23 protein-coding genes are annotated in these 26,559 nt (G+C 65.4%); 12 read left to right on the top strand and 11 right to left on the bottom strand.

The genetic code is table 11. The features are described 5' to 3' along the window. Positions 1–555 carry a cob(I)yrinic acid a,c-diamide adenosyltransferase gene (locus L0U84_RS02345; protein ID WP_233847308.1) on the bottom strand — a complete coding sequence of 185 codons (555 nt, stop codon included), beginning with the start codon at positions 553–555 and terminating at the stop codon, positions 1–3. A 232-nt stretch (positions 556–787) separates the two neighbouring features. On the opposite strand from L0U84_RS02345, the gene L0U84_RS02340 reads away from it, so the two are divergent. The 6 genes from L0U84_RS02340 to proC all read left to right on the top strand — a co-directional run bounded on the left by L0U84_RS02340 (position 788) and on the right by proC (position 8,024). Continuing rightward, a complete protein-coding gene (locus L0U84_RS02340; RefSeq protein ID WP_233847299.1) occupies positions 788–2,206 on the top strand; it encodes an FAD-linked oxidase C-terminal domain-containing protein in 1,419 nt (472 codons plus the stop codon). A 156-nt stretch (positions 2,207–2,362) separates the two neighbouring features. Next, positions 2,363–3,856: an FAD-linked oxidase C-terminal domain-containing protein gene (locus L0U84_RS02335; protein WP_233847290.1), complete on the top strand. Its 1,494-nt coding sequence runs from the start codon at positions 2,363–2,365 to the stop codon at positions 3,854–3,856. A 185-nt stretch (positions 3,857–4,041) separates the two neighbouring features. Then, complete coding sequence (gene glcE / locus L0U84_RS02330) at positions 4,042–5,130, top strand: glycolate oxidase subunit GlcE (protein WP_233847281.1); 1,089 nt, start codon at positions 4,042–4,044, stop codon at positions 5,128–5,130. 8 nt (positions 5,131–5,138) lie between these two features. Beyond that, on the top strand, positions 5,139–6,365 hold the full coding sequence (gene glcF, locus L0U84_RS02325) for a glycolate oxidase subunit GlcF (protein WP_233847279.1): 1,227 nt from the start codon (positions 5,139–5,141) through the stop codon (positions 6,363–6,365). Positions 6,366–6,401: 36 nt separating this feature from the next. Then, entirely contained in the window at positions 6,402–7,124 is a 723-nt protein-coding gene (locus L0U84_RS02320) for a YggS family pyridoxal phosphate-dependent enzyme (protein WP_233847271.1), read from the top strand. Positions 7,125–7,208: 84 nt separating this feature from the next. Beyond that, complete coding sequence (proC, locus tag L0U84_RS02315) at positions 7,209–8,024, top strand: pyrroline-5-carboxylate reductase (RefSeq protein ID WP_233847269.1); 816 nt, start codon at positions 7,209–7,211, stop codon at positions 8,022–8,024. 131 nt (positions 8,025–8,155) lie between these two features. On the opposite strand, the gene ubiA is transcribed toward proC, so the two are convergent. The 6 genes from ubiA to recG all read right to left on the bottom strand — a co-directional run bounded on the left by ubiA (position 8,156) and on the right by recG (position 15,480). Continuing rightward, the gene (gene ubiA, locus L0U84_RS02310) at positions 8,156–9,019 is read right to left on the bottom strand and encodes a 4-hydroxybenzoate octaprenyltransferase (protein WP_233847267.1); all 864 of its coding nucleotides are present in this window, start codon (positions 9,017–9,019) and stop codon (positions 8,156–8,158) included. 234 nt (positions 9,020–9,253) lie between these two features. Beyond that, positions 9,254–9,751, bottom strand: coding sequence for a Dps family protein (locus L0U84_RS02305; protein WP_233847265.1), 498 nt, complete (start codon positions 9,749–9,751; stop codon positions 9,254–9,256). Between the two features lie 153 nt (positions 9,752–9,904). Next, a complete protein-coding gene (locus L0U84_RS02300; protein ID WP_233847263.1) occupies positions 9,905–10,069 on the bottom strand; it encodes a hypothetical protein in 165 nt (54 codons plus the stop codon). A gap of 90 nt (positions 10,070–10,159) precedes the next feature. Beyond that, the gene (locus L0U84_RS02295) at positions 10,160–11,620 is read right to left on the bottom strand and encodes a catalase (RefSeq protein ID WP_233847261.1); all 1,461 of its coding nucleotides are present in this window, start codon (positions 11,618–11,620) and stop codon (positions 10,160–10,162) included. A 414-nt stretch (positions 11,621–12,034) separates the two neighbouring features. Beyond that, positions 12,035–12,994 (bottom strand): hydrogen peroxide-inducible genes activator, encoded by a 960-nt coding sequence (locus L0U84_RS02290; RefSeq protein WP_233847259.1) that lies wholly within the window; start codon positions 12,992–12,994, stop codon positions 12,035–12,037. 134 nt (positions 12,995–13,128) lie between these two features. After that, the gene (recG, locus tag L0U84_RS02285; protein ID WP_233847257.1) at positions 13,129–15,480 is read right to left on the bottom strand and encodes an ATP-dependent DNA helicase RecG; all 2,352 of its coding nucleotides are present in this window, start codon (positions 15,478–15,480) and stop codon (positions 13,129–13,131) included. A 194-nt stretch (positions 15,481–15,674) separates the two neighbouring features. On the opposite strand from recG, the gene queA reads away from it, so the two are divergent. The 5 genes from queA to secF all read left to right on the top strand — a co-directional run bounded on the left by queA (position 15,675) and on the right by secF (position 21,761). After that, on the top strand, positions 15,675–16,733 hold the full coding sequence (queA, locus tag L0U84_RS02280; protein WP_233847255.1) for a tRNA preQ1(34) S-adenosylmethionine ribosyltransferase-isomerase QueA: 1,059 nt from the start codon (positions 15,675–15,677) through the stop codon (positions 16,731–16,733). Between the two features lie 114 nt (positions 16,734–16,847). Next, on the top strand, positions 16,848–18,038 hold the full coding sequence (tgt, locus tag L0U84_RS02275; protein WP_233847252.1) for a tRNA guanosine(34) transglycosylase Tgt: 1,191 nt from the start codon (positions 16,848–16,850) through the stop codon (positions 18,036–18,038). Between the two features lie 218 nt (positions 18,039–18,256). Then, positions 18,257–18,586: a preprotein translocase subunit YajC gene (gene yajC, locus L0U84_RS02270; protein ID WP_233847250.1), complete on the top strand. Its 330-nt coding sequence runs from the start codon at positions 18,257–18,259 to the stop codon at positions 18,584–18,586. A 115-nt stretch (positions 18,587–18,701) separates the two neighbouring features. Then, complete coding sequence (secD, locus tag L0U84_RS02265; protein ID WP_233847241.1) at positions 18,702–20,792, top strand: protein translocase subunit SecD; 2,091 nt, start codon at positions 18,702–18,704, stop codon at positions 20,790–20,792. 18 nt (positions 20,793–20,810) lie between these two features. Continuing rightward, on the top strand, positions 20,811–21,761 hold the full coding sequence (gene secF / locus L0U84_RS02260; RefSeq protein WP_233847239.1) for a protein translocase subunit SecF: 951 nt from the start codon (positions 20,811–20,813) through the stop codon (positions 21,759–21,761). 120 nt (positions 21,762–21,881) lie between these two features. On the opposite strand, the gene L0U84_RS02255 is transcribed toward secF, so the two are convergent. From L0U84_RS02255 to L0U84_RS02240, 4 genes are all read right to left on the bottom strand, one after another. Then, a complete protein-coding gene (locus L0U84_RS02255; RefSeq protein ID WP_233847237.1) occupies positions 21,882–23,159 on the bottom strand; it encodes an MFS transporter in 1,278 nt (425 codons plus the stop codon). 307 nt (positions 23,160–23,466) lie between these two features. Beyond that, entirely contained in the window at positions 23,467–24,036 is a 570-nt protein-coding gene (locus tag L0U84_RS02250; RefSeq protein ID WP_233851913.1) for a YceI family protein, read from the bottom strand. A 111-nt stretch (positions 24,037–24,147) separates the two neighbouring features. Continuing rightward, positions 24,148–24,711 (bottom strand): YceI family protein, encoded by a 564-nt coding sequence (locus L0U84_RS02245; protein WP_233847235.1) that lies wholly within the window; start codon positions 24,709–24,711, stop codon positions 24,148–24,150. Between the two features lie 8 nt (positions 24,712–24,719). Continuing rightward, positions 24,720–25,280: a cytochrome b gene (locus L0U84_RS02240; RefSeq protein ID WP_233847233.1), complete on the bottom strand. Its 561-nt coding sequence runs from the start codon at positions 25,278–25,280 to the stop codon at positions 24,720–24,722. A 459-nt stretch (positions 25,281–25,739) separates the two neighbouring features. Here L0U84_RS02240 and L0U84_RS02235 point away from each other — a divergent pair, with 459 nt between their 5' ends. Beyond that, on the top strand, positions 25,740–26,555 hold the full coding sequence (locus L0U84_RS02235; RefSeq protein ID WP_233847231.1) for a paraquat-inducible protein A: 816 nt from the start codon (positions 25,740–25,742) through the stop codon (positions 26,553–26,555). Positions 26,556–26,559 lie beyond the last annotated feature (4 nt).

Raw genomic sequence — 26,559 nt, 5'->3', positions numbered from 1 at the left:
TCAAGGTGCGTCGCGATCGTGTTGCCACAGCACGTCGGTGCCACCGTCCGCGCGATTGAGCACGCGCGCCAGCACGAACAACAGATCGGACAGCCGGTTCACGTACTGACGCGGCGCCGCGTTCAGCGCCTCGTGTTCGCCAAGCGCGACGATCGCGCGCTCCGCGCGGCGGCAAACGGTGCGGCATACATGCGCGAGCGCGGCCGCGCGCGAACCGCCCGGCAGAATGAATTCCTTCAGCGGCGGCAGCGCGGCGTTGTAGTCGGCGAGCCAGCCGTCGAGCTGCGCGAGATGCTGCCCGGTAATCATGGTGTGACCCGGAATGCACAGCTCGCCGCCCAGATCGAACAGGTCGTGCTGGATTGCGACCAGCGCCGCGCGTACGTTCTCGGGCAGGTTCTCGCACAACAACACGCCGAGATTCGAATTGAGTTCGTCGACGTCGCCGATGGCGGCGATACGCGCGCTGTCCTTGCGCACGCGGCGGCCGTCGCCGAGACCGGTGGTGCCGTCGTCGCCGGTGCGAGTGGCGATCTTGCTGAGGCGATTGCCCATGATGTCTCCCATACATTCAGTGGCGATGCGGGCACCACGTTTATCCATATTGCACGCATCGCGAAAGCGCCGCCATTATATGAGCGGAAGCCGGCCCAGCGCCGCCTGGCGGGCGAACAGCGTAAAATGAAACAGCTGCTGCAAACAGGCTCAAGCAGGCTGTTACCTAAAGATACTTTCATGGGACCGGAGTTGGCGCTCGAGCGCCAACTCCGATCGACAGGAGACATGCGTGAACCATCCCGTGCCGCCGGCGCCGCTACGCCGGCCGTTTCCCGCCGAATTGCTGAACCAGCTCAAAGCCGCTTTTGGCGACCGGGTGTCCGTTGCCGAAGCCGTGCGTGCGCACCACGGCCGCGACGAATCGCCATTCGATCCGCAACTGCCTGACGCCGTCGTATTCGCGCGCACGACCGAAGACGTGCAAACCGCCGTCAAGCTGTGCGGCCAGTACGACGTGCCGATCATTCCGTACGGCAACGGCTCGTCGCTCGAAGGGCATCTGCTTGCCGTGCAAGGCGGCGTGTCGATCGATCTGTCGGAAATGAACCGGGTGCTGTCGATCAACGCCGAAGACCTGACGGTCACCGTCGAGCCCGGCATCTCTCGCAAGCAACTGAACGAAGCGCTGCGCGACACCGGCCTGTTCTTCCCGATCGACCCGGGCGCCGACGCGAGCATCGGCGGCATGTCGGCGACCCGCGCGTCGGGTACCAACGCCGTACGCTACGGCACGATGCGCGAGAACGTGCTCGGCCTGACGGTCGTGCTCGCCGATGGCCGCGTGATCAAGACCGGCACGCGCGCGCGCAAATCGTCGGCGGGGTACGACCTCACGCGCCTGTTCGTCGGCTCGGAAGGCACGCTCGGCGTGATCACCGAAATCACCGTGCGCCTCTATCCGCAGCCGGAGGCGGTGTCGGCCGCGGTGTGCACGTTCCCGTCGATGGGCGATGCGGTGCGTGCGGTCATCGAGACGATCCAGATCGGCGTGCCGATCGCGCGCGTCGAGTTCGTCGATTCTTTGGCGATCCGCTCGATCAATCGCCATTCGAATCTGACGCTGCGCGAAGCACCCACCTTGTTCTTCGAATTTCACGGCACCGAGGCCGGCGTCAAGGAACAGGCCGAACTCGTGCAGGAAATCGCCGCACAGAATGCCGGTGAAGGCTTCGAATGGGCGACCCGCCCCGAAGACCGCAGCCGGCTGTGGAACGCGCGTCACAACGCCTATTTCGCGATGCTGCAGCTGAAGCCCGGCTCGCGCGCGGTGACCACCGACGTCTGCGTGCCGATCTCGCGTCTCGCCGAATGCGTAGTCGAGACTGAACAGGATCTGTTGGCGTCACCGCTGCCCTGCCCGATCGTCGGCCATGTCGGCGACGGCAACTTCCACGTCGCGATCCTGATCGACCCCGACAAGCCCGAAGAACTCGAGGAGGCCGAGCGCCTGAACCGTCGCATCGTGCAGCGCGCGCTGCGCATGGACGGCACCTGCACCGGCGAGCATGGCGTCGGTCTGCACAAGATGGGCTTTCTGCTCGAGGAGCACGGCGACGTCGCGGTCGACACGATGCGCTCCATCAAGCACGCGCTCGACCCGCGCAATCTGATGAACCCGGGCAAGATTTTCGCCTGGGCGGCGGCCTGATCGAGGCTGCCAAAGCTGGCCGCGGCGAGCCGCTGAAACGTCGAACGGCAACCGCGCCAGCCTGATGAATACGCAAGTGACGCGAAGCAGGCCGCACGAAACAGTCGGCTCGCACCGCGAAGCCGGACCGGCGCAAGCCACGAGGAGACAACTCACATGAACGCACCCGCTGAACTGTCGGCCGAAGTACTCGCGCAGCGTCAGCGCGAGGTCGTGCAGGCGCTGATGGCCGTGTTGCCGACCCACTGTCTGCTGTATCGCGAGGAAGATACCGTCGCGTACGAATGCGACGGCCTCGCCGCGTATCGCCGTCTGCCGCTCGCCGTGGCGCTGCCGGAAACCGAATCGCAGGTGCAACGCATCGTGCAGATCTGCCATCGCCTCGAAGTACCCATCGTGCCGCGCGGCGCGGGCACCGGGCTGTCCGGCGGCGCAATGCCGATCCGGCACGGCGTGGTGGTGTCGCTCGCGCGCTTTCGCAAGATCGTCGAGGTCGACTCGTATGCGCGTATCGCGACCGTGCAACCGGGCGTGCGCAATCTGGCGATCTCGGAAGCCGCGGCACCGTATGGCCTCTACTATGCGCCGGACCCGTCGTCGCAAATTGCCTGCACGATCGGCGGCAACGTGTCCGAGAACTCGGGCGGCGTGCATTGCCTGAAATACGGCCTGACCGTGCACAACGTGCTGCGCGTGCGCGCGGTGACGATGGAAGGCGAGATCGTCGAATTCGGCTCGCTCGCACCTGACTCGCCTGGGCTCGATCTGCTCGCGGTGCTGATCGGCAGCGAGGGCATGTTCGCAATCGTCACCGAAGTCACCGTCAAGCTGATCCCGAAGCCGCAAACGGCGCAGGTCATCATGGCCAGCTTCGACGACGTCGTCAAAGGCGGCGACGCCGTGGCGGGCATCATCGCGGCGGGCATCATCCCGGCCGGCCTCGAGATGATGGACAAGCCCGCCACGCGCGCGGTCGAGGAGTTCGTCAACGCAGGCTACGACCTCGACGCGGCGGCGATCCTGCTGTGCGAATCGGACGGCACGCCCGAGGAAGTCGCGGCCGAGATCGTGCGCATGACCGCAGTGCTGCGCGAGCACGGCGCGACCCGTATCCAGATTTCGCGCACGGAAGCCGAGCGCCTGCGCTTCTGGTCCGGGCGCAAGAACGCGTTTCCGGCGGCCGGCCGCATCTCGCCGGACTACTACTGCATGGACGGCACCGTGCCGCGCCGCAGTATCGGGCCGCTGCTCGCGCGCATCGAGGAGATGGAGAAGACGTACCGGCTGCGCTGCATCAACGTGTTCCATGCCGGCGACGGCAACATGCATCCGCTGATCCTCTTCAATGGCAACGACCAGGACGAGTGGCATCGCGCCGAGTTGTTCGGTTCCGACATCCTCGAAGCTTGCGTCGAGCTCGGCGGCACGGTGACGGGTGAGCATGGCGTCGGCATCGAGAAGATCAATTCGATGTGCGTGCAGTTCTCGCCCGAGGAGCGCGACACGTTCCACGCGGTCAAGCGAGCATTCGACGCGCCCGGTCTGTTGAACCCCGACAAGGGTATTCCGACGCGGGCGCGCTGTGCCGAATACGGCAAGATGCACGTGCGCGGCGGGCTGCTGCCTCATCCCGAGCTGCCGCGCTTCTAGCGGCGGGCGTTTGCATCGCGCATCCGCCGTTCGCCGCACGCCGCGCCGATGCTGGCGCAGCGTGCGCGGCATTTTGTGCCGTCCCCTGCAGACCGATGCGCCGCGCCCCGTAGTGCGGGTGCGCTCCGGCTTGCCAGCGAGCCGCCGCCCGGTACAATCAAACGAAACACAACGAGCAGGACACCATGGAAGAGGACGACATCGTCGCCGTATGGTCCGAACGCGTGCGTGCGGCCAGCGCCGAGGGACGCGCGGTGCGCATCCGTGGCGGCGGCACCAAGGACTGGTATGGCCAGACGCTGGAAGGTGAGATCCTCGACACGCGCGCTTATCGCGGCATCATCGCGTACGATCCGGCCGAGCTCGTGATCACCGCGCGCGCGGGAACACCGCTGCTGGAAATCGAAGCCGCGCTCGCCGAGCACGACCAGATGCTGGCGTTCGAGCCGCCTCACTTCGGTCCGCAGGCCACCTTCGGCGGCTGTATCGCCGCGGGCATTTCGGGGCCGCGCCGGCCGGCCGTCGGCGCCGCGCGCGACTTCGTGCTGGGTGCCGTCGTAATGAACGGCCAGGGCCAGGTGCTGCACTTCGGCGGCCAGGTCGTCAAGAACGTCGCGGGTTACGACGTGTCGCGGCTACTCGCGGGCTCGCTCGGCACGCTCGGGCTGATCCTCGAACTGTCGGTCAAAGTGCTGCCGCGGCCGCAGGTCGAAGCCACGCTGAAGTTCGACATGAACGGCACCGACGCGGTCCGCAAGCTCAACGAATGGGGCGGCCGGCCTCTGCCGATCACCGCAAGCGCATGGCGCAACGGCACGCTCGCGGTGCGGCTCGGCGGCGCGGAAGCCGCGGTCAAGTCCGCGCGCACCGGGCTCGGCGGCGAAGTCGTCGATGCGGTCGAAGCCGAACGCTTCTGGGCCGGCCTGCGCGAACAGACCGACTCGTTCTTTGCCGGCATTCCGCCGAAGGCCGCGCTGTGGCGTCTCGCGCTACCGTCGATCACCGAGCCGCTGCAGCTGCCCGGCGCGCAACTGATGGAATGGGGCGGCGGCCAGCGCTGGTGGATCACCGACACCGACGCGCAAACCGTGCGCATCAGCGCGAAGCAGGCGGGCGGCCACGCCACTATTTTCCGCAGCGGCCACGGCTACGACCGCAGCGCAGGCGTATTCACCCCGCTGCCCGCACCGCTGATGAAAATCCATCGCGGCCTCAAACACGCATTCGACCCGGCCCGCATCTTCAACCGCGGCCGTCTCTACTCTGACTTCTGAGCGACGCGATGCAAACCAACCTCGCGGACTTCATTCGCAATACGCCCGATGGCAACGAAGCGGACGCCATCCTGCGCAAATGCGTGCATTGCGGTTTCTGCACGGCCACCTGCCCGACCTACCAACTGCTCGGCGACGAGCTCGACGGCCCGCGCGGGCGCATCTATCTGATCAAACAGATGGTCGAAGGCGCGCCGGTCACGCGCAGTACGCAGGTTCACCTCGACCGCTGCCTGACCTGCCGCAATTGCGAGTCGACCTGCCCGTCGGGCGTGCAATACGGGCGCCTCGTCGAAATCGGCCGCAAGCTCACCGAAGAGAAAGTCACGCGGCCGCTCAATCAGCGGCTGATGCGGCGCCTGCTCGCGAGCGTGCTGCCGAACAGCGCGATCTTCTCGCCCGCGATGCGCCTCGGTCAGCACGTGCGCGGCCTGCTGCCGAAGAAGCTGCGCGACAAGGTGCCGCCGCGCCAGCGTCCGCTCGAATGGCCGAGCGCGAAACACGAACGCAAGGTGCTGATGCTCGCGGGCTGCGTGCAGCCGTCGATGATGCCGAACGTCAACATCGCGACTGCGCGCGTGTTCGACGCGCTCGGCATCGAAACCCTGGTCGCACCCGAAGCCGGCTGCTGTGGTGCGATCCGCCTGCACCTCGGCTACCACGACGAAGCGCTCGACGATCTGCGCAACAACATCGACGCATGGTGGCCCTACGTCGAACAAGGGGTTGAAGCGATCGTGATGAACGCGTCGGGCTGTGGCGCGACGGTCAAGGAATACGCGCACCTGCTGCGCCACGATCCCAACTATGCGGAGAAGGCGCGCCGCATCGTCGAACTGACGCGCGACATCGCCGAGATCCTGCCCGAGTTCGAAGAACAGCTCGTCGCGATTACGCGCCGCCGCTCGGTGCACACGGTCGCGTTTCATCCGCCCTGTACGCTGCAGCATGGCCAGCAGATCCGCGGCAAGGTCGAGCAACTGCTCAGCGCGCTCGGCGTCGAAGTGCGCCTGCCCGCCGACAGCCATCTGTGCTGCGGCTCGGCCGGCACCTACTCGCTGATGCAGCCGCGCCTGTCGTACGCGCTGCGCGACCAGAAGCTCGAGCGTTTGCAGGCTCAGGAACCGCAGGTGATCGTGTCGGCGAACGTCGGCTGCATCGCGCATCTGCAAAGCGGCACGTCGACGCCGGTCGCGCACTGGATCGAATTGGTCGAGCACATGCTGTCCGTATAATCGGGGCATCGTCTTCGCTGAACACCGGTTCGTTCCATGTCCGATCTGCCTCACAGTCTCGCCGAGCACCTGGCTCACAATCTCGCTGACGTGCACGAGCGCATCGCCCGGGCCGCGCAAGCGGCCGGCCGCGATGCGCAGTCCGTGATGCTGCTCGCGGTCTCCAAGACCTTTCCCGCCGACGCCGTGCGCGCCGCTCATGCGGCCGGTCAGCGCGCGTTCGGCGAGAACTACGTGCAGGAAGCGCTGGACAAGATCCAGACGCTCGGCGATCTGCGCTCATTGCTCGTATGGCATTTCATCGGGCCGTTGCAATCGAACAAGACGCGGCCCGTTGCCGAGCATTTCGACTGGGTGCATTCGGTCGATCGGCTGAAGATCGCGCAGCGACTGTCGGAGCAGCGCCCAGACGGCCTGCCGCCGCTCAACGTCTGCCTGCAGGTCAACGTCAGCGGTGAAACGTCGAAGAGTGGCGTCGCCATCGACGAAGCGGTCGCTATCGCACAACAGATCGCCGCGCTGCCGAAGCTGAAGCTGCGCGGACTGATGTCGATTCCCGAACCGGCCGGCGATCTCGAAGAACAACGCGCGCCGCATCGCCAGTTGCGCGAGCTGTTCGAGCGCTTGCGTAACGACGGGCTCGAACTCGATACCCTGTCGATGGGCATGTCGGCCGATCTCGAAGCGGCCGTGCTCGAAGGCGCGACGATCGTGCGCGTCGGCACCGCGATCTTCGGCGCGCGCGATTACTCGCGCTGAGCTTTTCCACGGGCCTCGCGCGAATCTGGCCGCGCGAAGCCCTCATCGCATTTGCGCATCTCACCTGAACCCATCCGGACCATCATGAAAATTGCGTTTATCGGCGGCGGCAATATGGCCGCGGCGTTGATCGGCGGCCTCATCAAGCGCGGCGTCACGCCCGCGGACCTGTACGCGATCGATCCGAACGAAGACGCGCGCAAGCGCAACGAGCAGCAATTCGGCATCCGCACCGGCGCGGCCGCAGACAGCGCACTCGCCGACTACGACGCGGTCGTGCTTGCGGTGAAGCCGCAGATCCTGAAGAGCGTCGCCGAAACGGTGGCGCCGCATCTGCGCGAGTCGCAACTGATCGTCAGCATCGTCGCGGGCATTCGCATCGGCGACATGTCGCGCTGGCTCGATGGCCACAGCCGCATCGTGCGCGTGATGCCGAATACGCCGGCCTTGATCGGCATGGGCGTGACGGGTCTCGTCGCCAGCAGCAGCGTCGATGAAGCGGGCCGCGCGCTCGCGTCGCAGGTGCTCGGCGCGGTCGGCGAAACCGTCTGGTTCGACGACGAAGCGAAGATCGACGCGGTCACCGCGATCTCGGGCAGCGGGCCGGCCTACGTGTTCTATTTCATCGAAGCGCTGCAGGAAGCCGCACGCCAGCTCGGTATGGACGAAGCGCAGGGGCGCGCACTCGCGGTCGCGACGTTCACGGGCGCCGCGCAACTCGCAGCCAATTCCGACGAGCCGACGAGCGTGCTGCGCGAGCGCGTGACCTCGAAAGGCGGCACGACCGCGGCGGCGCTCGCCTCGTTCGAAGCGAGCGGCATCAAAGACGCGATCGTGCGCGGCGCACTCGCCGCCGACGCGCGGGCGCGCGAGATGGGCGACGAGTTCGGCAAGCAGTAACGCGAATCGGCATCGCAAAGAAGCAGCAGAAACAAACACGCCGTAGCGCGACTGTCCTTTTCCAATCAGGACAAGCGCCTACGGCGTGTAGAAACAGCAGCGATTCGAAGCCAGCAAAGCGCTGACGCGAATCAGAACGACGTGATCAGGTAATGCGCGGCGATCCCCGCGAACAACGCCCCGCCGAGCCAGTTGTTGTGACGGAACGCGGCGAAGCACGGCATGCGCTCGCGATGACGGATCAGCGTGTAGTGATAGATCGCGCAACCCACCGCGACCGCCCAGCCGAGCCAGTACAGCGGACCAAACCCGAGCGTCAGGCCGATGCCGACGTAAATCCCGAGCGTCACCGCGTAGCACAGCATGACGGCGGCCACGTCGAAACGGCCGAAGGTCAGCGCCGACGTGCGGATGCCGATCTTGATGTCGTCGTCGCGATCGACCATCGCGTATTCGGTGTCGTACGCAACGGCCCAGAAGATGTTCGCGACCAGCATCACCCACGCGAGCAGCGGCACGTGATCCTGCACCGCGGCGAACGCCATCGGAATGCCGAAGCCGAACGCGATGCCCAGATACGCCTGCGGAATCGCGAAGAAGCGCTTCATGAACGGATACGTGCCGGCGACGAACAGCGCGACCACCGACAACTCCTTGGTCAACGCATTGAGCGGCTGGATCAGCAGGAACGCGATCAGCGACAGAACAGTAGCCAGCACGACCGCTTCCCACGCATTGATCTTGCCCGACGTGATCGGCCGGTTTTCGGTGCGCTTCACGTGCCGGTCGAAATCGCGGTCCGCGTAGTCGTTGATCGCGCAGCCGGCCGAGCGCATCAGCACCGTGCCGAGCGTGAAGATCACCAGCAATTGCCACGACGGATGACCGCCGGATGCGATCCACAGTGCGTTGAGCGTCGGCCACAGCAGCAGCAGGCTGCCGATCGGCTTGTCCATGCGCACGAGGCGCAGATACAGGGGAAGTCGGGCGAACATGGGACGAATTCGGTGAAGTGCGAACACGGTGCGCCTATTTTACGGGAAGCGCGCGGCGGCCCTGGATTCGAGCGGCCGCATAGCGAGGCGCCACGCGCTCGCACCTGCGCATCACGTGACGGCGGCGCAAAAAACAAAGCCTCCCGTGCAAGGGAGGCTCGTGCGCTTCTAGCGCGGCGCGGGCGTTGCCCGCGCCGGCATCAAACGTGATTCGACCGGCTCAACCGCGGCAACTCAGGCGAGCAGCGAGCGCAGCATCCACGCGGTCTTTTCGTGCGTCTGCATGCGTTGTGTGAGCAGGTCGGCGGTCGGTTCGTCGTTGGCGGCTTCCGTCGACGGGAAAATCGCGCGCGCGGTGCGCACCACGGCTTCCTGACCTTCGACCAGCTGGCGGATCATGTCTTCCGCGGCCGGCACGCCTTCCGCTTCGGGGATCGACGACAGCTTCGCGAAATCCTTGTAGCTGCCCGGCGCATGCACGCCCAGCGCGCGGATGCGTTCGGCGATCGAGTCGACCGCGAGTGCGAGTTCGTTGTACTGCGTTTCGAACATCAGGTGCAGCGTGTTGAACATCGGACCCGTGACGTTCCAGTGAAAGTTGTGGGTCTTCAGGTACAGCGTGTACGTGTCGGCGAGCAGACGCGACAGACCATCGGCGATCTTCTTGCGATCCTTGTCGCTGATACCGATGTTGACGTGCTGTACTGCTGCGGCGGCTTCTTTCTTGGCCATGATGACTCCTTTGAAGAGTGATACGAACCGGTCGACAGATGACGGTCTGCAGAAACAGAGATCAAACGTTCGACAGTGTAGCGTGAAACGCTGCAAGGCTTGCGTGAGACCGGCTTGAAAGCGTTGCTGCGCCGCCATTCCGGCGGCACTGCGTCAGCCGCCCAGCGTGTGTTGCAACGCCTGCGCGGCGAGCACCGCAAAGCCGCTCGCGACGATCGCAAGGCCCACCGCCTTGCGCAACATGAACGCCTGCCGCTGCAACTGCATGCCGCGCGTGGCGGCTGGTGCGCCGATGCTTGCCATCATCATCTGGATCATGATCGAACTCCCGGTTCGTTTCGTGACGGACCGCAGCAATGCGCTGCGCCGTCGATTACTTTGCTACTGCGTTGCGATCCGCCGCGCACATCACGCCTGGCGGTTCCTGCCTTCCTGCAATACCGCGAGCGCCGCGATCACCCCTTCCGCGTAAGCCGGATCGGCGCGACGGAAATGCTCGATCTGACGCGCGACGATCTGCTGCGGCACGCCGTCGATATGCCGCGCGATATTGCCGAACAGACGCTGACGCTGCGAGTCGTCGAACAGCGCGAACAGCATGCGCGGCTGCGAGTAGTAGTCGTCGTCCTCGCGATGCTCGTAACGCGCGACCGCCCCCGCCGCGAGCGGCGGCTCCGACGCGTTCGCATCCTGCGCGAAGTCGCCGAAGCGGTTCGGCTCGTAATTCACGTTGCCGCCGAGATTGCCGTCGGTGCGCATCGCGCCGTCGCGATGGAACGAATGCGGGTTCGGCACGCGCGGCGCATTCACCGGAATCTGGTGATGATTGATGCCGAGCCGGTAACGCTGCGTATCGCCGTACGAGAACAGACGCCCCTGCAACAGACGGTCCGGCGAAAAGCCGATGCCCGGCACCACGTTCGCCGGCGTGAAGGCCGCCTGCTCGACGTCCGCAAAATAGTTCGCCGCGTTGCGGTTCAGCTCGATCGTGCCGACGTCGATCAACGGATAGTCCTTCTGCGACCACACCTTCGTGATGTCGAACGGATTGAAGCGGTAATTCGCCGCATTCGCTTCGGGCATCACCTGAATCGCGAAGCGCCACTTCGGAAAGTTTCCCGCGTCGATGCTGCTCACCAGATCGCGCTGCGCGCTTTCGCGGTCATTGGCAACCACCTGGGCGGCTTCGGCGTCGGTGAAGTTCTCGATGCCCTGCAGCGACTTGAAGTGGAACTTGACCCAGAACCTCTCGTCGTTCGCGTTGATGAACGAGTATGTGTGCGAGCCGAAGCCGTGCATCTGCCGGTAGTTCTTCGGAATGCCGCGATCGCTCATCAGAATCGTCACCTGATGCAGCGACTCCGGATGACGCGACCAGAAATCCCACGCGGCGACGTTGCTGCGCAGATTCGTGTACGGATCACGCTTCTGCGTATGGATGAAGTCCGGAAACTTCAGCGGATCGCGGATGAAGAACACCGGCGTGTTGTTGCCGACCACGTCCCAGTTGCCGTTCTCGGTGTAGAACTTGATCGAGAAGCCGCGCACGTCGCGCTCGGCGTCGGCCGCGCCTCGCTCGCCGGCCACCGTCGAAAAGCGCATGAAAAGCGGCGTCTGCTTGCCGACCTGCGCGAATACCTGCGCCTTCGTGTAGCGCGAAATGTCGTGCGTCACCGTCAGCGTGCCGAACGCACCCGAACCCTTCGCGTGAACGCGACGCTCGGGTATCACTTCGCGATCGAAGTGCGCGAGCTTTTCGAGCAGCCAGACGTCCTGCAGCACGACCGGGCCGCGCGGACCGGCGGTCATCGAGTTCTGGTTATCGGCGACGGGCGCGCCGGCGGCGTTGGTGAGCTTACGTTCTGACATGGGTGCTCCTGCGTGGTCTTGGTCGAATCAGAGGGAAAGTGCGAGGCATCCGGGCGGCGGTGGATGCCGTCATCGGTCGGTACGTCAGGCGGCCAGTACCCGGTCGACCAGCAACGACACGGCGATGGTGCGCAAACTCAGCGCGGCGGCCGTCGTGGCCGGTTGCGCGGGAAAAGCGTGGATGGATTGTGAATCCGCTTGCATGTTGTTTTCCTCCTGGCTTGTCACACGCCCCGAGCGACGGGTCGAGGCGCTGAGCCTTATCGATAAGGGGATCGGGCGATCCGTGGAGGAAACTATAGCAATAGCTATCGAATATTCTTATTTGATTAATTTAATCTATTCGATAGCGTCTGCGCGCTTTTTCGCGGCCTGCCGCCCCGGCGTCCGGCGCGGCAGCGCGATAACGGCGAGTCAGTTGACGGCGGCGGGCAGATCTAGCTTTTTGACGCCCGGCAGGTCGCAGGCGGCGATTGCTTCGCAGATCGCGTCGATCGCGGGCATGCGCGTGAAGCTCTTGCGCCATGCCAGCACGACGCGGCGATCGGGCACCGGCTCGTCGAACGCGACGTAGCTGAGCAGGCCCGCGTCGATACCGCCCGCATGCGGCTTGACCTCGTGCACCGACATGCGCGGCAGCACGGTAATACCGACGCCGCTCGCGACCATATGACGAATCGTTTCGAGCGACGAGCCCTCGAAAGTCTTCTGGATGCCATCCGCGTTCTGCGAAAAGCGCATCAGTTCGGGACATACCCCAAGCACGTGATCGCGGAAGCAGTGGCCGCTGCCGAGCAGCAGCATGGTTTCCTGCTTCAGATCGTCAGGGTCGATCTTCGGGCGGCTTTCCCAGGCGTGACCGGACGGCAGCGCGACGACGAACGGCTCGTCGTACAGCGGGCGCAGCATCAAACCGGTTTCGGGAAACGGCAGCGCCATGATCGCGACGTCTATTTCACCCTGCTTGAGCAGCTCGATCAGCTTCAGCGTGTAGTTTTCCTGCAGCATCAGCGGCATTTGCGGCACGCGCTGGATCATCTGCTTGACGAGTGTGGGCAGCAGGTACGGCCCGATCGTGTAGATCACGCCGAGCCGCAGCGGACCCATGAGCGGGTCCTTGCCCTGCTTGGCGATTTCCTTGATCGCGAGCGTCTGCTCGAGCACGCGTTGCGCCTGTGTGACGATCTGTTCGCCGATCGGCGTGACGCTGACCTCGCTGGTGCCGCGCTCGAAAATCTGCACGTTCAGCTCGTCTTCGAGCTTCTTGATGGCGACGGACAGCGTGGGCTGGCTGACGAAACACGCTTCGGCGGCCCGGCCGAAGTGCCGCTCGCGGGCCACCGCCACGATGTATTTCAATTCGGTGAGCGTCATTCGGGGATCAATCAGTGCGATGAATTCGATAGGTTCTAGTTATACACCTATAGGGTCGGTTCGCCAACCTTTTAGCCGGTCCACGTGCCGCGAGCAGATGTGCGACGCATGACGAGGCGTGAGTGGTGGCGAGATCAGGCTTTCAGATACTGCTCGCGCGCGCCGAGCCAGCGCGCCAGATGCTGGAGGACCACGTCCGGATACTGCTCGAGCAGCGTCGCGGCGGCCTCGCGCGCCGGCTCGATCAGGTGCTGATCATTCTGCAGATCGGCGAAACGCAGCATCGCCGCGCCCGACTGCCGCGCGCCGAGAAATTCGCCGGGCCCGCGGATTTCGAGGTCGCGTCGGGCGATCTCGAAGCCGTCGGTGGTTTCGCGCATCGTTTGCAGACGGGCGCGGGCGGTCATCGACAGCGGCCCGGTGTACAGCAGCACGCACACGGACGCGGCGCTGCCGCGCCCCACCCGTCCGCGCAACTGATGCAGCTGCGCGAGACCGAAGCGCTCCGCATGCTCGATCACCATCAACGACGCGTTCGGCACGTCGACGCCCACTTCGATCACCGTGGTCGCGACCAGCAGCTGGATCTCGTTGCGCGTGAACGCGTCCATCACCGCGGCTTTTTCGGCAGGCGCGAGACGCCCGTGCACGAGCCCGACCTTCAGCTCGGGCAGCGCGGCCACGAGCGTCTCGTAGGTCTCGACCGCAGTTTGCAGCTGCAGGGTCTCGCTTTCCTCGATCAGCGGACATACCCAGTACACCTGGCGCCCCGTCAGCGCCGCCTCGCGCACGCGGCCGATCACCTCTTCGCGGCGCGCGTCGGACACGAGCTTCGTGAGGATCGGGGTGCGGCCCGGCGGCAGTTCGTCGATCGTGGAGACGTCCAGGTCCGCGTAGTAAGTCATGGCGAGCGTGCGCGGTATCGGCGTCGCGGACATCATCAGCTGATGCGGCTGGAAGTCCGCCGCGCCGTCGGCGGCGCCCTGCGCCTTCGCGCGCAGCGCGAGCCGTTGCGCGACGCCGAAGCGATGCTGCTCGTCGACGATCACGAGCCCGAGACGCGCGAACTCGACCGCATCCTGGATGATCGCGTGCGTGCCGATCACGAGCTGCGCGGTGCCGAGCGCGGCCGCTTCGATCGCGGCGCGCTTCTCCCTGGTCTTCAGACTGCCCGCGAGCCACGCGACGCTTACGCCGAGCGGCTCCAGCCAGCCGCGCAACTTGCGTGCGTGCTGCTCGGCGAGGATTTCGGTCGGCGCCATCAGCGCGGCCTGGTAGCCGGCGTCGATCGCCTGCGCGGCGGCGAGCGCCGCGACGATCGTCTTGCCGCTGCCGACGTCGCCCTGCAGCAGCCGCTGCATCGGATGCGGCTGCGTCAGATCGAGCGCGATCTCGCCGCCGACGCGCTGTTGCGCGGCCGTCAGCGAAAACGGCAGCGCCTTCAGCAGGCGCGCGACCAGCGCCGATTCGTCGCCGAGCTTGCGGCGCGGCATTGCCGGCGCGGCGCGCGTGCGACGCTCGTCGTGCGCGCGCTTCAGCGACATCTGCTGCGCGAGCAGCTCTTCGAACTTGATGCGCACCCAGGCTGGATGTGTGCCGTCGATCAGCGCCGTTTCGTCCGACTGCGCGCCCGGATGATGCAGCGTGCGCACCGCGTCCATCAGCGCCGGCACGCCGAGCGGTTCGAGAAACGCGCGCGCCACTGACGCGGGCAGCAGTTCCGGCAGCGACGTGCGCGCGAGCGCGTTGTCGATCGCCTTGCGCAGATAGGCCTGCGACACGCCCGCGGTGCTCGGATAGACCGGCGTCAGCGCCTGCGGCAGCGGCGTGTCTTCATCGACGACGCGCACGGCCGGATGCACCATCTCCATGCCGAAGAAGCCGCCGCGCACGTCGCCACGCACGCGCAGGCGCGCGCCGAGCGCCATCTGCTTGACCTGCGAGCCGTAGAAATTCAGAAAGCGCAGTACCAGCTCGTCGCCGTCGGCGTCGCGCAGCTTCACGAGCAGCTGCCGGCGCGGGCGATACGCGATCTCGTTGTCGAACACCACGCCCTCGGTTTGCGCGATGCCACCGGGCAGCAGATGCCCGATCGGCGTCAGCGAAGTTTCGTCTTCGTAGCGCATCGGTAGATGCAGAACGAGGTCGATATCGCGTGTGAGACCGAGTTTGGCGAGCTTGTCGGCGGTTTTGACTGGGGCTTTGGGAGCGGATTTGGCGGCCTTCGCTGAGGCCGTGGCTTTGGTCCTGGCGGCGGCTTTGTCGTCGCTCTCGTGAGCGGCGGCGAGTTGGTCCGGCGGTTCGCCCGCGGCGGCGCCGGCATGGCCGCCGCCGCGTTCGATATCGTGGCCAGCCGCTGTCATGCCGACGTTCGCGCCGCCTTCGCCCGCATCCCGCTCCGCCGCTTCCGCTCGCGCACCGCGGCGCCGCGGTTCGGCGCCCGCTTCGAGGGTGGCAACGGACGATCGGCGGTCGGACAAAGGCATAGGCTGCTTCGCAAGTACAATATCGGCTGCTGTCGAAAATAATGAGTCGTGCCGCCCTTCGCGCGTCCAGCGTCATCAGGACGCGGCACAGGGCGCGTGCGGGCCGCTTCGGCGTCCCGCCATCATAGCCGCCCGGCTCCGGCTTCGGCTCAATTCAGTCCCAAATCAGTCCCAACCCGCTTCCAGCCGTTCGCATGTTTACGCTTTCCGATTTCGATTTCGATCTGCCGCCCGAACTGATCGCGCAAGTCGCGCTGCCCGAGCGCAGCGCAAGCCGTCTGCTCGACGTGGACCCCGCAGGTGCCGCCGATGGCGCCGCGCGCCTGATCGACCGCCGCTTCACCGAGCTGCCCGAGTGCGTCGCGCCGGGTGATCTGCTCGTGTTCAACGACACCAAGGTGCTGAAGGCGCGCTTCTTCGGCCAGAAGGCGAGCGGCGGCAAGGTCGAAGTGCTGGTCGAGCGCCTGACCGGCGAGCGCAGCGCGCTTGCGCAGATCCGCGCGAGCAAGAGCCCGCAGGCGGGCACGACCATCCGTCTCGCGGATGCGTTCGACGTCACGGTCGGCGAGCGCGTCGATCAGTTCTACACGCTGCATTTCCCCGACGACTGTCTGATGCTGATCGAGCAGTACGGTCGTCTGCCGCTGCCGCCGTACATCGAGCACGATCCCGACGCGACCGACGAAACCCGCTATCAAACGGTGTTCGCGCAGAACCCGGGCGCGGTCGCCGCGCCGACCGCCGGCCTGCACTTCGACGACGCGCTGCTCGCCCGGCTCGACGCGCATGGCGTCGAACGCGCCACGCTGACGCTGCACGTCGGCGCGGGCACGTTCCAGCCGGTGCGGGTCGAAAACATCGCCGAGCACAAGATGCACAGCGAGTGGTATCACCTGCCGCAAGCGCTCGCGGACAAGATCGCCGCGACCAAAGCGCGCGGCAACCGCGTGATCGCGGTCGGCACGACGTCGATGCGCGCCCTCGAAGCCGCCGCCCGCGACGCCGAAGCCGCCGGCCACCCGCTCGCCGCGGCGAGCGCCGAAACCGACATCTTCATCACGCCGGGCTACCGGTTCCGCGTGGTCGACCGGCTGGTCACGAACTTCCATTTGCCGAAATCGACACTGCTGATGCTGGTGTCGGCATTCGCGGGCGTCGAGACTATTCGCGCCGCGTATCGTCATGCGATCGACGAGCGCTACCGCTTTTTCAGCTACGGCGACGCGATGCTGCTGACGCGGCGCGATGCCTGAGCCGGCTCAAGTACTGTTGCAACGCATTTGCAGTTTTCCTAGCCGCCGCGATCCCTCGTGGCGCTTTTCATTGATTGCGCCGGACTGTTTTCCGGTAGCACAGGAGTGATCCCCATGACCCTTGGTCATCCCTCGCAACATCCTGGCCACGAGCGCCCGGAGAATGGCCTCAAATTCGAACTGCTCGGCACCGACGGCCTCGCGCGCCGCGGCCGCGTCACGCTCAATCACGGCGTGGTGGAGACACCGATCTTCATGCCGGTCGGCACTTACGGCACGGTGAAGGCGGTCCAGCCGCGCGAGCTCGAGGAAATGCACGCGCAGATCATTCTCGGCAACACGTTTCACCTGTGGCTGCGCCCCGGCCTCGAAACCATCGAGGCGCATGGCGGCCTGCATGGCTTCATGGGCTGGAAGAAGCCGATCCTGACCGACTCGGGCGGCTTCCAGGTGTTCTCGCTCGGCGACCTGCGCAAGATCACCGAAGACGGCGTCACGTTCGCGTCGCCGATCAACGGCGACCGGCTGTTCCTGTCGCCGGAAGTGTCGATGCAGATCCAGAAGGTGCTGAACTCGGACATCGTGATGCAGTTCGACGAATGCACGCCGTACGCGACCAACAATATCCCGACTTCGCACAAGGAAGCGGCCGAATCGATGCGCATGTCGATGCGCTGGGCGCAACGCTCGATCGACGAATTCCAGCGCCTCGGCAATCCGAATGCGCTGTTCGGCATCGTGCAAGGCGGCATGTTCGAGGATCTGCGCGACGAGTCGCTCGCCGGCCTCGCCGAAAAGAACTTCCATGGCCTCGCGATCGGCGGTCTGTCGGTCGGCGAGCCGAAGGAAGACATGATGCGGATCCTGAACCACATCGGCCCGAAGCTGCCGGCCGACAAGCCGCACTACCTGATGGGCGTCGGCACGCCCGAAGACCTGGTGGCCGGGGTCGCGGCCGGCGTCGACATGTTCGACTGCGTGATGCCGACGCGCAACGCGCGCAACGGCTGGCTGTTCACGCGCTTCGGCGACGTCAAGATCCGCAACGCGACGCACAAGAACTCGCTGCGCCCGCTCGACGAGCAATGCGGCTGCTACACCTGCCGCAACTTCACGCGCGGCTATCTGCACCACCTGCATCGCGTCGGCGAAATCCTCGGCGCGCAGCTGAACACGATCCACAACCTGCACTACTACCTGGAACTGATGCAGGAAATGCGCGACGCGATCGAGGCGAAGCTGTTCGACGCGTTCCGCAAGCGCTTCCACGAAGACCGCGCGCGCGGCGTCGAGCCCTCGTCCTGACGGCCCGACACGCGGATTCCGCCGAGGAATCCGCGCTGTCGCGGCGTGCCGGGCACACGCAACTTACAATTCACTTTCGCCGGCCGCTGAATTTGCCCCGAATCGGACCTTTAAACGGTTGATCGCAAAGCCGATTCGCCGCGCCGGCGCGCGTGTGGCCGGTGGTAGAATAATCGGCTGACTTTTTTGTTAGTTTGACTGATAACGGAGAGACCAACGTGTCGTTCATTTCCAATGCCTTCGCGCAAGGCGCTGCAGCAGGCGGTATCGAATCGAACCTGATGAGCTTCCTGCCGCTGATCCTGATGTTCGGCGTGCTGTACTTCATCATGATTCGCCCGCAAATGAAGCGCCAGAAGGAACATCGCAACATGCTCGCAGCGATGGCCAAGGGCGATGAAGTCGTGACGAACGGCGGCATCGTCGGCAAGGTGACGAAGGTGGGCGAAGCCTACGTCGGCGTCGAAATCTCGGAAGGCACCGAAATCACCGTGCAAAAGGCGTCGGTCACGACGATTCTCCCGAAGGGCACGATCAAGTCGCTTTAAGGCCTGCTCTCCCGCGTCCGGCGCGGCCTCGCCGTCGATTCACGCACTTCGCTGAACCGCCCGCGCTCATCGCCGGACGCATCGAATACAAGCCAACCTTCCCGTTGGACCACTCATGAATCGCTACCCCCTCTGGAAATACGCCGTGATGCTGGTGGCTCTGGTCATCGGCCTCGTGTACACGCTGCCCAATCTGTACGGCGAAGCGCCGGCGGTGCAGGTGTCGAGCGGCAAGGCCACGGTCAGGCTCGACGCCACCACGCTGGCGTCGGTCGAAGCCGCGCTCGCGGGCAATCAGATCAAGCCGACCGCAATCACGTTCGACAACTCGCAGACCAACGCGAACATCCGCGTGCGTCTGACGGACACGGACACGCAGCTGCGCGTGAAAGACCTGCTGCAGAAGTCGCTCAATAGCGACCCGAACGATCCGCAGTTCATCGTCGCACTGAACCTGCAAAGCGCATCGCCGACCTGGATGGCCGCGCTGCGCGCACTGCCGATGTACCTCGGCCTCGACCTGCGTGGCGGCGTGCATTTCCTGCTGCAGGTCGACATGGCCGGCGCGCTGAACAAAAAGCTCGATTCGGACGCTTCGGACGTGCGCACGCTGTTGCGCGACAACCGCATCCGCGACGGCGGCGTGAATCGCGTGAACCAGTCGGTGGTGGTGAATCTGGCCGACCAGGCCGCGGCGGACGCAGCGCTCAAGCTGCTCGGCCGCAGCGTCAGCGAACTCCAGTGGGCATCGCAGCCGAACACCGGCGCGGACGGCGGCGTGCAGCTCGTCGGCACGTTCACGCCGGCCGTGCAGCGCACGGTGCAGGACGCCGCGCTCAAGCAGAACATCACGACGCTGCATAACCGCGTGAACGAACTCGGCGTGGCCGAGCCGGTGATCCAGCAACAGGGCGCGGACCGCATCGTGGTCGAGCTGCCGGGCGTGCAGGACACCGCGAAGGCGAAGGACATCATCGGTCGTACGGCGACGCTCGAAGCGCGCCTCGCCGACCCCGTCAACACGCATCCGAACCCGAACGACCCGGTGCCGCCGGGCGATGAACTCTTCACGCAAGGCAACCAGGCGCCGGTGCTGCTGCGCAAGCAGGTGATCTTCACCGGCGACCGCATCATCGACGCGTCCGCGGGCTTCGACGAGCATCAGCGTCCGTCGGTCAACATCCGTCTCGACTCCGCCGGCGGCCGCGCGGTGGCCGCCGTGTCGCGCGACAACATCGGCAAGCCGATGGCGATGGTGCTGTTCGAGCGCGGCAAGGGCGAAGTGCTGACGGTCGCGACGATCCAGTCGGAACTGGGCGATCGCTTCCAGATCACCGGCCAGCCGACCCCGCAAGCGGCCGCCGACCTCGCGCTGCTGCTGCGCGCCGGTTCGCTCGCCGCGCCGATGGAAATCATCGAGGAACGCACGATCGGCCCGAGCCTCGGCGCCGACAACATCAAGAAGGGCTTCCACTCGGTCGTGTGGGGCTTCGCGGCGATCGCCGTGTTCATGATCGCGTACTACATGCTGTTCGGCGTGATCTCGATGATCGGCCTGTCCGTGAACCTGCTGCTGCTGGTCGCGGTGCTGTCGATGCTGCAGGCCACGCTCACGCTGCCGGGTATCGCCGCTATCGCGCTCGCGCTTGGTATGGCAATCGACGCGAACGTGCTGATCAACGAGCGCGTGCGTGAAGAGCTGCGCCACGGCGCGCCGCCGCAACTGGCCATCCAGAACGGCTACGCGCATGCATGGGCGACGATTCTCGACTCCAACGTGACCACCCTGATCGCCGGCCTCGCGCTGCTCGCGTTCGGCTCGGGTCCGGTGCGCGGCTTCGCGATCGTCCACTGTATCGGCATCCTGACGTCGATGTTCTCGGCGGTGTTCTTCTCGCGCGGTCTGGTCAACTTCTGGTACGGCGGCAAGAAGAAGCTGAAGTCGCTGTCGATCGGCCAGGTGTGGCGTCCGCAAGCGGCAGCCGCAGGCTCGGCCGCTTACGCCGGCAGCCTCGGCGGCAGCGACGCCGCGACCGACACCGCGCAAGCCATCGCCACGGCGAAGGCGAGCGCGAAGGCAAGCTCGAAGGCACCGGCCGCGGCCGGCGCGCAGGGTCGCGCGAAGCCGACCGTGCGTCGCCGCAATGCGCCGGGCACGCCGACGTCGAATGACTCGACGCCGCAGAAACCGGGTTCATCCCGCTGAGTCCCGGAGAACAAGACCATGGAATTTTTCCGTTTCCGTAAAGACATTCCGTTCATGCAGCGCGCGTTGGTCTTCAACGCGATCTCGCTGATCACCTTCCTCGCCGCCGTGTTCTTCCTCGTGCATCGCGGGCTGCATCTGTCGGTGGAATTCACCGGCGGTACCGTGATCGAGGTTCAGTATCCGGGCGCGGTGCCGCTCGACCCGGTGCGTAACACGCTGGGCAAGCTCGGCTATGCCGACGCGCAGGTGCAGAACTTCGGCTCCTCGCGCGACGTGCTGATCCGTCTGCCGCTGAAGGCGGGCTTCACGTCCGCTCAGCAGAGCGACCAGGTGATGGGCGCGCTGAAGGCCGACACGCCCGAGGTGCAGTTGCAGCGCGTCGAGTTCGTCGGTCCGCAGGTCGGCAAGGAACTCGCCACCGACGGTCTGCTCGCGCTCGCCTGCGTGGTGGCCGGCATCGTGATCTACCTGTCGTTCCGCTTCGAATGGAAGTACGCGATCGCCGGCGTGATCGCCAACCTGCACGACGTCGTGATCATTCTCGGCTTCTTCGCGTTCTTCCAGTGGGAGTTCTCGCTGTCGGTGCTGGCCGCGGTGCTCGCGGTGCTCGGCTATTCGGTCAACGAGTCGGTGGTTATCTTCGACCGGATTCGCGAAACCTTCCGCCGCGAACGCAAGATGAGCGTGATCGAAGTGATCAACCACGCGATTACCAGCACGATGTCGCGAACCATCATCACGCACGGCTGTACGCAGATGATGGTGCTGTCGATGTTCCTGTTCGGCGGCCCGACGCTGCACTACTTCGCGCTCGCGCTGACGGTCGGTATTCTGTTCGGTATCTACTCGTCGGTGTTCGTCGCCGCGGCTCTTGCCATGTGGTTCGGCGTCAAGCGCGAAGACCTGATCAAGGACAAGAAGGAAGCCCACGATCCGGAAGATCCGAACGCGGGCGCGCAGGTTTGATGCGCGCGTAGGCGCCAAGGCTTGCGCAAACAAAGAAGGCCGGTTCTCGCGAACCGGCCTTTTGCGTTTACGTCGTGCGCCGTCGTGCGCCGTCGTGCGCCGTCGTTGCAGGCCCCGTACCTAGCGGAACCCCAGCTTGCGCCGCGCGCCAAGCAGCGCCGCGATGCTCAGCAGCGCGGCGAACATCACGTAGTAGCTCGGCGCTGCCTTCGAACCGGTCACGCTGATCAGCCACGCGATGATGAACGGGCCGAAGCCGCCGAAGATCGTCACCGCGATGTTATACGCGAGCGACATGCCGGTCGTGCGGGTCTGCACCGGGAAGATCTCCGACAGCAGGCCCGGCGTCGCGCCGAAGTAGCCGCTGACGAGAAAGCCGAACACGATCTGCCACACGATCAGCGTGCCGAAACTCGGATGCGCGATCAGCAACGTGAAGGCCGGATAGACGAGCACGAGCAGCAGCACGGCCGCGCCCAGCATGATGCGTGTGCGTCCATGCAGGTCCGACCAATGCCCGGCCACCGGCGAGAACACCATCTGGATCAGACCCGTGACCGCGATCGCCGAGAACGCGACCGACGGCGCGAGCCCCAGTTGCCGCACGCCATAGGTCGGCATGAACAGCATCAGATACGCGGACACGGTCCCGAGAATCACCACGCCCATCGCGATCACGAGCCGCAGTTTCTGCGTCGCGAAGGTATCGCGCAGCGGCGTCTGCGTCGTTTCGGCGGCGAGGAATTCGGGCGTCTCGTCCAGCTTCGTGCGGATGTAGAACGCGACCGGCCCGATCAGCAGACCGAAGAAGAACGGCACGCGCCAGCCCCACGACGCCATCTGCTCCGGCGACAGTTGCCCTGTGAGCAACGCGCCGAAGCCGGCGGCGAGCAGCGTCGTCAGCCCCTGGCTCGCCATCTGCCAGCTCGCGTAGAAGCCGCGCCGCCCCGGCACGTGCTCGGCGAGAAACGCGGTCGCGCTGCCGAACTCGCCGCCGGCCGAGAAGCCCTGCATCAGCCGCGCGAGCACGAGGATCAGCGGCGCGGCGAGACCGATGCTCTGATAGGTCGGCAGAATCGCGATGATCAGCGTGCCGCCCATCATCAGCAGGATGGATAGCGTGAGCGCCGCCTTGCGCCCGGAGCGGTCCGAATACGCGCCGATCACGATTGCGCCGAGCGGCCGCATGAAAAACGACACGCCGAACGTGCCGAGCGTCAGCAGCAGCGATACGGTCTCGTTGCCGGCGGGAAAAAACAGCTTGGAGATGATCACGGCGAAAAAGCCGTACACCACGAGGTCGAACCATTCGAGCGCGTTGCCGATCGAGGCGGCCGCCACCGCGCGCCACGAATTCTGCCGGCTTCCCGCGACGCTTGCTGCTGTCGTTGCATTCATCCAGATCTCCTGTGCTGCGCGAAATATTTATCGACGCGAACGCGTGACGTCCGCGCTGGCCATGCCGGCAACGCGCACCACCGGCATAACTGCATGCGCTCTATTTAACTGAAAAAATAAAAGTGAAGCGAGCAACAAATGGGCCGCTGCGTGCCAATGCGGGCCACGCATGGCCGCGGCGTTTGCTACAGGCGATAAAAAACCGCTTCGTCGGCGAACGACCGAAGCGGTTTTCGTGGTGCGGCGCAGCGCGAACCGAATCGCGATAGCGTCAAGCGCGCCGTCAGTTGCGAAGGTGTCGCCGCGCTTATTGCTGCTTGATACCTTCCGACTGGATATGCAGGCGGGTCTGCATGCTGAACCCGTACTTCGTGCCGAAGTCCATGCCGTAGTCGGCGCGATTGAATTCGGTGCTCGCCTCGACGCCGCACACTTCGCGCTTGAGCACCGGATGCTGCATGCACTTGAACGAATCGATCTTCAGATTCACCGGCTTCGTGATGCCGCGAATCGTCAGCGTGCCGATCACCTCGACCGGCTTATCACCGTCGAACTTGATCTGGGTGCCCTTGTAGGTCACGGACGGATACTTCGCGACGTCGAAGAACTCGTCGGACTTCAGGTGATCGTCGAGCTTCGGGTTGCCGGTCTGCACCGAAGCGGGATCGACGCTCACGTCGACGGTGCCGGTTTTGGCCGCGCGATCGAGCGTCACCGTTCCCGTGGTTTTCGTGAATTTGCCGCGCCAGATCGACAGACCGCCCATGTGGTCGGCCTCGAAGCTCGGAAACGTATGCATCGGATCAAGCGTATAGGTATCGGCGGCGAACGCGCCGAGCGACAGCGACGAAGCCAGCGCGCCAACGGCGATCAACATGGACGTTTTCAATTCGTGCTCCTGTTTTGCGTTGCAAATCGCGGTGCAACCTGCGGTGAGAAAACGGCCGCGCCCCACGTGGCGCGGCGGACATCACGAACGCCGCACGCGTTACTTGTGCGCGGCGACGATATGAAACTTGATCACGACCTCGTCGGCGACGACCGACGTGTCCTTCCATTCGCCGGTGCCGATGTCGAACAGCGAGCGCTTGATCGGCAGCGCGCCGTCGAAGGTCTGTGTCGCGCCCTGCTGGCTCACGGTGACCGGCACCACCACCGTCTCCGACTTGCCCTTGATGGTCAGCTTGCCGGTCACCTTGAACTGGTTGCCGCCGGCCGGCGCGATCGCGCTCGACACGAACGTCGCGCTCGGAAAGGCCTTCGCGTCGAACCATTCCTTGCCGCGCACCTGCTCGTTGTAGCTCTCGTCGCCGAGATCGTAGCTGGCGACGTCGATGTCTAGCTGAGCGCTGCCGGCCGTCGGCTTGGCCGGATCGAAGCTGACCTGCGCGGTGAACTTGTTGAACTTGCCTTCGACCGGCACGTTCATCTGCTTCGAGGTGGCCGTCACCGAACTCTTCGCGACGTCTACCTGCGCGAGCGCCACGCCCGCGGTGCTCAGCGACGCCGCCGCGAACGCGGCCAGCATGTAGCGATAAAACGAAACCTTCATGGTTGTCCTTATTTGAGGAAAGGGATCATGCGCGACAGCAGTCCATCGCGATCGAGCCATTGATGCTTGAGCGCCGCCGCGACGTGCAATGCGACCAGCACGAGCAACGTGTAATTCAACGCGATGTGCACGTTCTTCAGCACTTCCTTCAGGTGCGGATCGGGCGCGATGATGCGCGGCAGCGGAATCAGCCCGAGGTAGACGACCGGTACGTTCGCCGCCGAGCTATACAGATAGCCGGACACGGGAATCACGATCATCAGCACGTACAGCAGCAGATGCGTGAGATGCGCGGCGCCGCGCTGCCAGGCCGGCATGCGGCGCGGCATCGGCGGCGCGCCGTAGATCGCGCGCCACACGATGCGCACGATCGCAAGCGCGAACACGGTCACGCCGATCCATTTGTGCCATGAGAAATAGCGCAGCTTGGTGGGCGTGAAGCCCGGGATGTCGGTCATCACCCAGCCGAGCGCAAAGCCGCAGACGATCAGCAGCGCGATCAGCCAGTGAAACGCGATGGCGGTCCGCGTGTACGACTCGCGGGTACCGAACGATGGATTGAGTGTCATGACAGATCAACGCAGGCTATGAGAAGTTAACGGGGCGCCGCGGCCAGCTATTCCACGCCAACTCCCGTGCATCGGCACGGCGCGCGCGGCCAATGCGGCGGACGTCATCGCCGCAAAAGGCGCCGGGCATGCCAAGGCCGCCATGCTACCCCAAGCGCGAAAAGCTGGCTGTAGCGCGTCGGCGGAACGGGCCCGAATTTTGCGTCGCAACGGCCCGGACGGCGCCGCGCTGCCGCCGCGCCGTCGCCGTGGCGCCGGACGAATCGGGCGCAGAAAGCTTCGGAGCGACACCGTACCAGCCCGGACCCGCGCGCGGCAGATCGGCGCCAGGCCCCGTGCCGCGCGCGGCTCGCGTCGGTCGCGAGGCCGCGTTTGGTACTATTGCTGCTCACCGCCGCCCGACTCCTCATAAAGAACAGGCTTTGCACGCCGCCACTACGTCGTTAGCCCATCTGCCGCATGGAACATGACAACCTGATTGCGTGCCATGAATGCGATACGCTGCTCCGCAAGCCACGGCTTGTCGGGCGCGTCGCCGCGCGCTGTCCGCGCTGCGGCGCGACGCTCTTTCGCGGCGTCTCGCGCAAGCTCGACGCGATCTGCGCGCTGACGCTCGCCGCACTGATCACGTTCGTGATCGCGCAGGGCTTTCCGATCGTCGAACTCGAAACCAACGGCATCACGTCGCAGACTACTCTGTTCGGCGCGCTCGTCGCGCTGTGGGGCGAGGACATGGAGATCGTCGCCGTGATGGTGTTCTGCTCGACGATCCTCTTTCCGCTCACCGAACTCGTCGCGCTGCTGTATGTGCTGGTGCCGCTGCGCGCCGGCTATGTGCCCGCGCACTTCAATCGGGTGCTGCGCGCGATCCAGTTCGTGCGGCCGTGGGGCATGATCGAAGTGTTCATGCTCGGCGTGCTGATCACGATCGTGAAGATGGTGAGCCTCGCTCGGGTGATTCCCGAGGCGGCGCTGTTCGCGTTCGGCGCGCTCACGCTGATGTTCGCGGTGGTCGTCACGTTCGATCCGCGCGTGCTGTGGGATGTCGCCGACGAAATCGACCCGAGCGGCAAGCGGCCGTTGCCGCGCACGTCGGCCGACAGCGCGGCGGTCGCGGTCGGCTCGCTCGCCGGTCCGCCGGCGCCATCCGCGCGCGTCGCGAGCCCGACTGGCGGTGCGACTGGCGGTGCGGCTCCTGGCACTGGTGGCGGCACGACCAGGCGTGCTGCGGGCAGCGCTCCGCCCGGCTTGCCGCCCACGCCGCGCGAAGGATGAGCCC

This window comes from Paraburkholderia sp. HD33-4 (genome assembly GCF_021390635.1).
GTDB lineage: Bacteria > Pseudomonadota > Gammaproteobacteria > Burkholderiales > Burkholderiaceae > Paraburkholderia.
This window is presented reverse-complemented; position numbering and strand designations above follow the sequence as displayed.

Bases quoted from the DNA above. Each gene is read 5' to 3' on its own strand.
- L0U84_RS02345 (WP_233847308.1), bottom strand. From the start codon at position 555: ATGGGCAATCGCCTCAGCAAGATCGCCACTCGCACCGGCGACGACGGC.
- L0U84_RS02335 (WP_233847290.1), top strand. From the start codon at position 2,363: ATGAACGCACCCGCTGAACTGTCGGCCGAAGTACTCGCGCAGCGTCAG.
- glcE (WP_233847281.1), top strand. From the start codon at position 4,042: ATGGAAGAGGACGACATCGTCGCCGTATGGTCCGAACGCGTGCGTGCG.
- glcF (WP_233847279.1), top strand. From the start codon at position 5,139: ATGCAAACCAACCTCGCGGACTTCATTCGCAATACGCCCGATGGCAAC.
- L0U84_RS02320 (WP_233847271.1), top strand. From the start codon at position 6,402: ATGTCCGATCTGCCTCACAGTCTCGCCGAGCACCTGGCTCACAATCTC.
- proC (WP_233847269.1), top strand. From the start codon at position 7,209: ATGAAAATTGCGTTTATCGGCGGCGGCAATATGGCCGCGGCGTTGATC.
- ubiA (WP_233847267.1), bottom strand. From the start codon at position 9,019: ATGTTCGCCCGACTTCCCCTGTATCTGCGCCTCGTGCGCATGGACAAG.
- L0U84_RS02305 (WP_233847265.1), bottom strand. From the start codon at position 9,751: ATGGCCAAGAAAGAAGCCGCCGCAGCAGTACAGCACGTCAACATCGGT.
- L0U84_RS02300 (WP_233847263.1), bottom strand. From the start codon at position 10,069: ATGATCCAGATGATGATGGCAAGCATCGGCGCACCAGCCGCCACGCGC.
- L0U84_RS02295 (WP_233847261.1), bottom strand. From the start codon at position 11,620: ATGTCAGAACGTAAGCTCACCAACGCCGCCGGCGCGCCCGTCGCCGAT.
- L0U84_RS02290 (WP_233847259.1), bottom strand. From the start codon at position 12,994: ATGACGCTCACCGAATTGAAATACATCGTGGCGGTGGCCCGCGAGCGG.
- recG (WP_233847257.1), bottom strand. From the start codon at position 15,480: ATGCCTTTGTCCGACCGCCGATCGTCCGTTGCCACCCTCGAAGCGGGC.
- queA (WP_233847255.1), top strand. From the start codon at position 15,675: ATGTTTACGCTTTCCGATTTCGATTTCGATCTGCCGCCCGAACTGATC.
- tgt (WP_233847252.1), top strand. From the start codon at position 16,848: ATGACCCTTGGTCATCCCTCGCAACATCCTGGCCACGAGCGCCCGGAG.
- secD (WP_233847241.1), top strand. From the start codon at position 18,702: ATGAATCGCTACCCCCTCTGGAAATACGCCGTGATGCTGGTGGCTCTG.
- secF (WP_233847239.1), top strand. From the start codon at position 20,811: ATGGAATTTTTCCGTTTCCGTAAAGACATTCCGTTCATGCAGCGCGCG.
- L0U84_RS02255 (WP_233847237.1), bottom strand. From the start codon at position 23,159: ATGAATGCAACGACAGCAGCAAGCGTCGCGGGAAGCCGGCAGAATTCG.
- L0U84_RS02250 (WP_233851913.1), bottom strand. From the start codon at position 24,036: ATGTTGATCGCCGTTGGCGCGCTGGCTTCGTCGCTGTCGCTCGGCGCG.
- L0U84_RS02245 (WP_233847235.1), bottom strand. From the start codon at position 24,711: ATGAAGGTTTCGTTTTATCGCTACATGCTGGCCGCGTTCGCGGCGGCG.
- L0U84_RS02240 (WP_233847233.1), bottom strand. From the start codon at position 25,280: ATGACACTCAATCCATCGTTCGGTACCCGCGAGTCGTACACGCGGACC.
- L0U84_RS02235 (WP_233847231.1), top strand. From the start codon at position 25,740: ATGGAACATGACAACCTGATTGCGTGCCATGAATGCGATACGCTGCTC.